At 74.1% G+C, this 9,077-nt stretch carries 5 protein-coding genes and 1 pseudogene; 3 read left to right on the top strand and 3 right to left on the bottom strand.

The window, feature by feature from the left end; all coding sequences use genetic code 11:
* A partial coding sequence (glgX, locus tag GUY61_RS30085; RefSeq protein ID WP_166633404.1) for a glycogen debranching protein GlgX occupies nt 1–2,042 on the top strand: 2,042 nt, incomplete at its 5' end.
* 82 nt (nt 2,043–2,124) lie between these two features.
* Here the strand turns inward: glgX and GUY61_RS30080 are convergent.
* Together GUY61_RS30080 and GUY61_RS30075 are read right to left on the bottom strand one after the other, a co-directional pair.
* Nucleotides 2,125–2,865 carry an ABC transporter permease gene (locus GUY61_RS30080; protein ID WP_166633403.1) on the bottom strand — a complete coding sequence of 247 codons (741 nt, stop codon included), beginning with the start codon at nt 2,863–2,865 and terminating at the stop codon, nt 2,125–2,127.
* A 173-nt stretch (nt 2,866–3,038) separates the two neighbouring features.
* Nucleotides 3,039–3,926, bottom strand: a pseudogene (locus GUY61_RS30075) (ABC transporter ATP-binding protein); the annotation flags it as partial.
* A gap of 141 nt (nt 3,927–4,067) precedes the next feature.
* Between GUY61_RS30075 and GUY61_RS30070 the strand changes: the two are divergent.
* Together GUY61_RS30070 and GUY61_RS30065 are read left to right on the top strand one after the other, a co-directional pair.
* A complete protein-coding gene (locus GUY61_RS30070; protein WP_166633401.1) occupies nt 4,068–6,041 on the top strand; it encodes an ABC transporter ATP-binding protein in 1,974 nt (657 codons plus the stop codon).
* Nucleotides 6,042–6,195: 154 nt separating this feature from the next.
* Nucleotides 6,196–8,190, top strand: coding sequence for an ABC transporter ATP-binding protein (locus GUY61_RS30065; protein WP_243766859.1), 1,995 nt, complete (start codon nt 6,196–6,198; stop codon nt 8,188–8,190).
* Nucleotides 8,191–8,430: 240 nt separating this feature from the next.
* On the opposite strand, the gene GUY61_RS30060 is transcribed toward GUY61_RS30065, so the two are convergent.
* On the bottom strand, nt 8,431–8,592 hold the full coding sequence (locus GUY61_RS30060; protein ID WP_166633400.1) for a hypothetical protein: 162 nt from the start codon (nt 8,590–8,592) through the stop codon (nt 8,431–8,433).
* Nucleotides 8,593–9,077 lie beyond the last annotated feature (485 nt).

Below are 9,077 nucleotides of genomic sequence, written 5' to 3'. Positions count from 1 at the left end.
GACGGGTCGAGACGCGCATCGCACTGACGGAGCTGACCCATGAGATCTGGCACGGCTTCGTCCCGGGGGTCGGGCCCGGCCGGCGCTACGGCTTCCGGGTGCACGGACGCTGGGACCCGTGGACCGGCGCCCGCTGGAACCCGGCGAAGCTGCTCCTCGACCCCTACGCCCGGGCGGTCGACGGGGAGTTCACGCTGCCGCCCGAGGTCTACGGGCATGTGCGGGACTGGCCGCAGCAGCATGTCGCCGACACCGTGCGCGACGAACGGGACTCGGCGCCGTACGTCCCGAAGGGCGTCGTCGTGCAGGACGAGGACGACTGGGCGGACGACCGCAGGCCGAAGACGCCCTGGGCGGACTCCGTCATCTACGAGCTGCACGTCAAGGGGTTCACCCAGCGGCACCCGGGCATCCCCGCGGAACTGCGCGGCACCTACGCGGGGCTGGCGCACCCGGCCGCGGTCGAGCACCTCGTACGCCTCGGCGTGACCGCCGTGGAGCTGCTGCCGGTGCACCAGTTCGCGCACGAGGACCACCTGCTGCGCAGGGGCCTGCGCAACTACTGGGGCTACAACTCGATCGGCTACTTCGCGCCGCACGCCGGTTACTCCGCGAGCGGCACCCGCGGCCAGCAGGTCGGCGAGTTCAAGCGGATGGTGCGGGCACTGCACGCGGCCGGGATCGAGGTGATCCTGGACGTGGTCTACAACCACACCGCGGAGGGCGGGGAGCTGGGTCCGACGCTCTCGCTGCGCGGCATCGACAACCGCGGCTACTACCGCCTCCAGCCGGACGCCAGGCGTTACGCCGACTACACGGGCTGCGGCAACACCCTCCACGTGGTGCAGCCCCACGTGCTGCGGCTGATCACCGACTCGCTGCGCTACTGGGTCACCGAGATGGGTGTGGACGGCTTCCGCTTCGACCTCGCCGCCGCGCTGGCCCGCTCGATGCACGATGTCGACATGCTGTCCCCGTTCCTCGCCGTGATCGCCCAGGACCCGGTGCTGCGGCGGGTGAAGCTGATCGCCGAGCCGTGGGACGTGGGCTCCGGCGGCTACCAGGTGGGAGCGTTCCCGCCGCTGTGGACGGAGTGGAACGACCGCTACCGCGACGCCGTGCGGGACTTCTGGCGCGGCGCGCTGCCGGACGTACGCGACCTCGGCTACCGGCTGTCCGGGTCGAGCGACCTGTACGCCTGGGGCGGGCGGCGCCCCTACGCCTCGGTCAACTTCGTCACCGCGCACGACGGCTTCACCCTGCGCGACCTCGTCAGCTACGACCGCAAGCACAACGAGGCCAACGGCGAGGGCAACCGCGACGGCACCACGGACAACCGCTCCTGGAACTGCGGCACCGAGGGCGAGACCGACGACGCCCGCGTCCTCGCCCTGCGGCGCCGGCAGCTGCGCAACCTGCTCACCACGCTGCTGCTGTCCACCGGCGTGCCGATGCTGGTCGCCGGCGACGAGATGGGCCGCACCCAGGGCGGCAACAACAACGCGTACTGCCAGGACAACGAGGTCGGCTGGATCGACTGGTCACTGCTCGGCGAGCCGGGCTGGCGGGCCCTCGCCGAGCTGACCTCCCGGCTGATCGCCCTGCGCCACGCCCACCCGGTGCTGCGCCGGCGCGCCTTCTTCTCCGGGCGCCCGCAGGCGGTGGACGGGCTGCGCGACCTCGCCTGGTTCACTCCCTGCGGCAAGGAGATGACCACGCAGGACTGGTACGCCCCGGCGGCGACGCTGGGGATGTACCTGTCGGGCCGTGACATCCCGGGCCGTGACGCGCGCGGCAGGCCGGTGAGGGACGACAGCTTCCTCGCGGTCCTGCACGCCGACGGCCGCCCGGCGGCCTTCGTCCTGCCGGCCGAGCCGTGGGCGGAGGCCTACGAGGTGCTGGTGGACACCTCCCGCGAGGATCAGTCCGGGCCCCCGGGGACGGTGCACCGGGCGGGATCGACGATCACGGTGCCGGCGCGGGCGGTGCTGCTGCTGAAGGTGGTGCGGCGGGCGGACGCGACGGAACACGAGCCGGTGTGACCGGGTGCGCGCCCGACCGCGCGCACCCGCGTGGGACGGGCCGTCCGCACGGCGGCGGCCACGCGGACGGCCCCCTGGCCGGTCACTCCCAGCGGAACCAGCGGGCCGCGGCCGCGGTGAGCAGCACCGCCCACAGCGCGGTGACGCCCAGGTGCGAGGCGTCCGGCCAGTCGCCGGCCGTCGCCTGGTTCAGGGCCTCGGAGGCGGCGCCGAAGGGGGTGAGCTCGACGACGCGGCGCAGCGTCCCGGGCATCGTCTGGACGGGCATCCAGACTCCGGAGGCGAACATCGCGGGGAAGAAGGCGACGGACGCGACGGCGGACGCCGCCTTGGCGGTGCGGGACAGCGCCCCGATCGTCGAGCCGAGGGCGAGTACGCCGAGGGCGAGGAGGATCAGCGCCAGGAGGTAGCCGAGGGGGCCGGCCGGCAGATCGACGCCGTACGCCAGGCGGCCGCTGACGATCACCAGCAGGGCCGAGCCGAGCGCGGCGGCGAAGTGCAGCACGATCTGGGCGAGGAGCAGGGCGCTCGGGCGTACGGGGGTGGTGGACATCCGGCGCAGGATGCCGCGTTCGCGGTAGCCGGCGAGGACGGGCGGCATGGCCTGGAGCCCGGCGGTGATCAGGGCCAGGAGGACGCAGATGGGCACGTAGAGGTCGATGACGCGCCGGCCGCCGAGGGTGTCGTTGGGCTCCCGGAAGGGCGGCATGAGGCCGAGCACGAGCAGGAGCAGGGTGGGGAAGGCGAAGACCCAGAACAGGGCGCCGGGTTCGCGCAGGAACAGCCGGGTCTCGGTCTTCAGGACGGCGGTGGTGGCGCTCACTGGGTCTCCTTGTCGGCCGCGGAGGCGGCTCCGGTCCCGGCGGTCGTGCCGGCCCTGCGGGTGGTTCCGGTCCCCGCGGCGGCGGTCCCTTCGGCGGTCCCTGTCCCGGTCCCCGCGGCGGCGGTCCCTTCGGCGGCCCCTGTCCCGGTCCCCGCGGCGGCGGTCCCGGCGGAGGTCAGGTCGAGGAAGGCGTCGTCGAGAGTGGCGTCGGAGATGCGCAGGTGGTGGCCGGTGACGCGGTGCAGAGCGAGGAGCGGGACGACCGCGTCGACCGTCTCGTCGGTGCCCTCGACGACGACTCGCCCGTCCTTCTCCCTGATCGAGGCGACGCCGGGCAGCCGGGACAGTTCGGCCGCGCCGAGGGAAGGGGACGGGGAGAAGGAGATGACGGTGGTGTGTGCCGCGCGGGCGATCAGGCCCTCGGGGGTGTCCAGGGCGACGAGGCGCCCCGCGTTGATGACGGCGACCCGGTCGCACAGCCGCTGCGCCTCCTCCATCAGGTGGGTCACGAGCAGGACGGTGACCCCGGAGGCCCGTACCTCCTCGATGAGTTCCCAGGTGTGGCGGCGGGCGCGCGGGTCGAGGCCTGTGGTCAGCTCGTCGAGCACCACGACCCTGGGGTTGCCGATGAGGGCGAGGGCGATGAACAGGCGCTGCTTCTGGCCGCCGGAGAGCTTGTCGAAGCGGGATCTCAGTTTGTCGGTGAGGCCGAGCCTGGCCGCGAGTTCCCGCCAGTCGGCGGGGGCGGGGTAGCAGGCGGCGTACAGTTCCAGCGCCTCGCGCACGGTGATCTTCGGCTGGAGTTCGCTCTCCTGGAGCTGGGCGCCGAGGACCCGGGTGAGGCGGTCGTGGTCGGCCACCGGATCGAGCCCGGCCACGCGGACCGTTCCGGCGTCGGGGGTGCGCAGGCCTTCCACGCATTCGACGGTGGTGGTCTTACCGGCTCCGTTGGGGCCGAGGATGCCGAAGATCTCGCCCTTCTCGACGGTGAAGGAAACCCCGTCGACGACGGCCCTTCCGCCGTACGCCTTGCGCAGCCCGCTGACTTCTATGACGGTCATGGCACGAGCTTCGCACTGGTGGGCGGCCCGCGGCATGGGCCATCACGCCTGTTGTCGTATCAGCCGACCGGCTGACGGGGGTGGCCGGACGGGACCGAAACTCGGTGGCGCTGTCAGCTCCCATCCGTAGGCTCGCTCCTGATGCCCACTTCACAGACCCCTGCCGAGGACGAGGACCGGAACAGGTCCGCGGTGCGATCCCTGCTGCGGCTCTGGCCGTGCGTGCGTCCCGTGCGGGCACGGCTGTTCACCGCCGCGTTCGTGGCCGTCGTGGCGTCCTGCCTCGGCCTGGTCATCCCGCTGGTCCTGAAGTGGATGGTGGACGGGCCGGTGGCGGACCGGAACCCCGCGGGGGTGTGGCTGGGAGCGCTGTACCTGCTGCTGCTCGGGATCGCGGAGGCGGGCCTGTTCGGTCTGCGGCGGTGGCTGGTGGCGCGGCCGCTGTCGCGGGTCGAGGCGGACATGCGGGCGGCGCTCTACCGGCACCTGCAGCGGCTGCCGGTGGCCTTCCACGACCGGTGGGCCTCGGGGCAGTTGCTGTCGCGCGCGACCACGGACCTGATGCTGCTGCGGATGTTCCTGGCGTTTCCGCTGACATTCCTGCTGGTGAACGCCACCACCATCGTGGTGGGCTTCGTGATCCTGTTCGCCCAGGACTGGGCACTGGGGCTGGTGCTGCTCGCGCCGGCGGTTCCGCTGATGGTGCTCTGCTCGCACTTCGAGCGGCGGTTCTCGCTGGCCGCGCGCAGGGCGCAGGACCAGGTGGGCGATCTGACGACGCTCGTCGAGGAGAGCGTCCTCGGCATCCGGATCGTCAAGGGATTCGGGCGGCACCGCAGTCAGGCGCGCGCCTTCCGGGAGCTGTCGGAGCGGCTGCGCGGTACCGAACTGGCCAAGGCCCGGCTGCTGGCAGGCATCTGGGCACTGATCATGACGCTGCCCGAGGTGGCGATCGGGGCGGCGCTGGTGCTGGGCACGGTGCAGGTGGCGGACGGTGAGCTGTCCGCGGGCACCCTGGTGGCGTTCCTTTCGACGGCGCTGGCGCTGCGCTGGCCCGTCGAGTCGATCGGCTTCCTGCTGGCGATGAGCAACGAGGCGGCAACGGCCACCGACCGCTACTTCGAGGTGATGGACGCCGAGGAGGAGGACGAGGGCGGCACGGCGGCGGCACCGCCCGAGGGCGACGGGCTGCGCTTCGAGGGCGTCGCCTTCAGGTTTCCGGACACGGATCCGGACACGCCCCCGGTGCTGAAGGACGTCGAGCTGCATGTGCGGCCCGGCGAGACCATGGCCCTGGTCGGTGCGACCGGTTCGGGCAAGACGACGCTGACCGCGCTGGTGCCGCGGCTGCACGAGCTCACGGCGGGACGCATCACCCTGGACGGCCGGGACATCACCGAACTGTCCAGGGAGCACCTGCGCGAGCTGGTGTCCGTGGCCTTCGAGGAACCCACTCTGTTCTCGGCGAGTGTCACCGAGAACGTGCTGATGGGCGCTCAGGGCGCGGACCGCGCGGCGCTGGAGCGGGCACTGGAGCGGGCACTGGGGGTGGCGCAGGCCGAGTTCGTGCACCGCCTGCCGCGGGGGGCGGACACCCAGGTGGGCGAGCAGGGCCTGAGCCTGTCCGGAGGTCAGCGGCAGCGGCTCGCACTGGCCCGGGCGGTGGTCGGGAGCCCGCGCTTCCTGGTCCTGGACGACCCGCTGTCGGCACTCGACGTGCACACCGAGGCGCTGGTGGAAGCGGCCCTGCGGCGGGTGCTGGAGACGACGACGGCCCTGGTGGTCGCCCACCGTCCCTCGACGGTGCAGCTCGCCGACAGGGTCGCGCTGCTCTCGGGGGGCCGCATCGCGGCGGTGGGAACGCACCAGGAACTGCTGCGGGAGAACGAGGAGTACCGGTACCTGATGTCGGGCCACGCCGGCGGCCCGGGGGAACCGGGGGAAGACCTCCGGCCGGCCAGCGGCGGGCACGCCCCGCGCAGGGGCGCGGGCGACGGCCCGGTCACGGGCCGTCGCCCGGCGGGTGGACAGCCCGTCGCGGCCGGCGCGTACGCGGACACGAGGCGGCTGGAGGGCGCGGGCGGCCAGGGCGACGGACGGAAGGACGGCACCTGATGGCGGGCGGCACGACAGGGAATCCGGGGTGCGCCCGGGAAGCCGCGGCCCGTCGGAGCCCGCGGCCACGACCGGCCGGAACCGCGACGGACCGACGGGCACGCGGCAGCGCGTGCGCGGCCGGACACGGCGACGGGCGGAAGGACGGCGGGCGATGAACGGCGCCACCACGGGTACGGGCAGCGCGCCGGCTCCGCGGGGGAAGGCCGTCCGGCCCGGAGCGGAGGCGGGCACGGGCACCGGCACGGGCACGGGCACCGGCAAGCGCACGGGCGCGGAGGCGGCGGCGCCCGCCGGGCCGGGGACCGGCCCGGCCGCGAAGGGTGCCGCCGTCGCGCCCGAGGACACGGCACCGCGTTCCGACCCGTTCGACACGGACGTGCTGCCGACGCCCGCAGGGGCGACCGGAGCCCTGCTGCGCTCGCTGCTCGCACCGCTCAGGTTGCGGGTGGCGTTCACCGCGCTGCTGCTCCTGCTCCAGCAGGCGGCGGTCCAGGCGGGCCCGCTGCTCGTGGCGTACGCGATCGACACCGGCGTACCCGCGTTCCGCCGGGACGACCACGGACCGCTGATCGCGGTGGCCGCGGGGTATCTCGGGTGCGCGGCGGGCTCCGGGCTCCTCCAGTACGGATTCGTGCGCGCGGCCGCGCGGGTCAACCAGGACGTGCTGCGCGACCTGCGGGGGCGGATCTTCCGGCATGCGCAGGCGCTGAGCGTCGACTTCCACGAGCGGTACACCTCGGGCCGGCTGATCTCCCGCTCCACGACGGACGTGGAGTCCCTGCGGGAACTGCTCGGCGAGGGCCTCCAGGAACTCGTCGCGGTCGTCCTGTCGTTCGTCTGCATCTCGGTGATGCTGCTCTGGCTCGATCTGGGCATGGGCGCGGCCGCCGTGCTGTCCTTCGTGCCGCTGTACCTCCTGGTGCGCGACTACCGGCGGCGCGCCGCGCTGGTCTACCGGCACCGGTCCACGGCGATCGCACGGGTGATCGTGAAGTTCGCGGAGACGATGAACGGGATCCGCCCGGTGCGCGCCTTCCGCAGGGAGCGGACGAACGACGCCGAGTTCCTGGTGCTCAACCGGGAGCATGAACGCCGCAACGGCGACGCGCTGCTCGAGATGGCGCGCTATGTCGTGGGTTCCCGGCTGGTGGCGAACACCGCGGTGGCCGGGATCGTGCTCTGGGGCGCCTACCGGGTCGCGGAGGGCAGGCTGGAACTGGGTGTGCTCGCGGCGGCGGTGCTGTACGTGCGGCGGCTGTACGACCCGATCGACCGGCTGGGGATGTTCCTGAACTCCTACGAGTCGGCGGGCGCCTCGCTGGAGAAGATCGCCGGACTGCTGGCGCAGCGGCCCACCGTCCCGGAACCGGAGCACCCGCGCCCGCTGCCGGAGCGCCCGGCGGGGCGGCCGGGGCGCGAAGTGGTCTTCGACGGCGTCCGCTTCGGGTACCGCACCGGCGGCGAGGTGCTGCCGCGCTTCGACCTGCGGCTGCCTGCCGGTCAGACGGTCGCCGTGGTGGGCTCGACGGGAGCCGGCAAGTCGACGCTCGCCAGACTGCTCGCGCGTTTCTACGACCCGAGCGGGGGCCGGGTCCTGCTGGACGGGGTCGATCTGCGTGAGCTGGGGCCGGCGGAGCTGCGGCGCGGTGTGGTGATGGTGACCCAGGAGGCGTTCCTGTTCTCCGGGACCGTCGCCGAGAACATCGCGATCGGCCGCCCCGAGGCCTCGCGCGAGGAGATCGAGCGGGCCGCGAAGGCGATCGGCGCGCACGACTTCATCGCGGCTCTGCCGGAGGGGTACGACACCGACGTACGCAAACGGGGTGGCCGTATCTCCGCCGGTCAGCGGCAGTTGGTGGCCTTCGCCCGGGCACTGCTCGCGGATCCGGCGGTGCTGATCCTGGACGAGGCGACCTCTTCCCTCGACGTGCCGGGCGAGCGTGCGGTGCAGCGCGCCATGGACACGGTGCTGCGCGGCCGTACGGCGGTGGTGATCGCGCACCGGCTGTCGACGGTGGAGATCGCGGACCGGGTGCTGGTGATGGAGGGCGGCCGGATCGTGGAGGACGGCACGCCCGCCGAACTCATCGGCGGCACCGGCCGGTTCGCCGATCTGCACCGGGCCTGGCGCGACAGCCTGGTGTGATCCGCGGCCGGCCAGCCGAGCGGCGACCGGCCGGGGCCGGACCCGGACCCGCCCGAACGTCCGGGGGCCGCGCGCACGCGGCGGACCGGAGCCGGACCGCCCGGACGGGCCCCGCACGCGGTGCGGGCGGATCCCTCACCGGCCCAAGACCGGGGCATGTTCATGCTGCCAGGTGAACCGGCCGGTCACCGGCACGCCCAGGTGCGGGCGGGCATGCCGGCGGCCGCGCGCGGCGACGCCTCACGCGCTCAGCTGCTGCTGGAGCGCGTCCCGCAGCCGCGCGGCCCGGTCCGCCACCTCGGCCGGACCGAGCTCCGCGTTGGCCGCAGTCGTCTGCCTGGCCCAGGCCGGATCGACCCGCGCGGTCCGGTGCCGCGCGCAGGGTCGGACCGGGCGGGGCACCCCCCACCCGGCGCAACCGCTTCGGCCTGGATCGGGGCGGCCATGACGTGGTCGGTGCCGCGCGCAGCGTCGGACCGGGCGGGACACCCCCCACCCGGCGCAACCGCTTCGGCCTGGATCGGGGCGGCCATGACGTGGTCGGTGCCGGCCGGGAGGGCCGGCGTGCACGGCGGTCCGCGGCATGACGCAGCCGGGCGCCGGGCGACGGGGATCGCCGCGTCGGCCCGGGCGGCGCTCTCGCCGCCGCGTCGCACGGCGCGACGCTCCGCCACGCGGTGGGTCCGCACTTCCGGGCATGCCGCAACGGCAGCCAGGGAAAGCTGACTTCGGGCACTCAGCCGCCCGGTCGCCTGGCCGCTCGGGCGCCCGGCCGCTCCCGGCCGCTCCCGGCCGCTCCCGGCGACCACCGGGACCCCGGCGGACCGGCCGCGCCACGCGCCGGCATGCCGCCGCCCGGGCCGGCCACCCCGTTGCCCGGCCCGTCG

The sequence above is a fragment of the Streptomyces sp. GC420 genome, assembly GCF_009916105.1.
GTDB lineage: Bacteria > Actinomycetota > Actinomycetes > Streptomycetales > Streptomycetaceae > Streptomyces.
The sequence above is the reverse complement of the archived record's forward strand: the minus strand, read 5'-3'. Positions and strand labels throughout refer to the sequence as shown.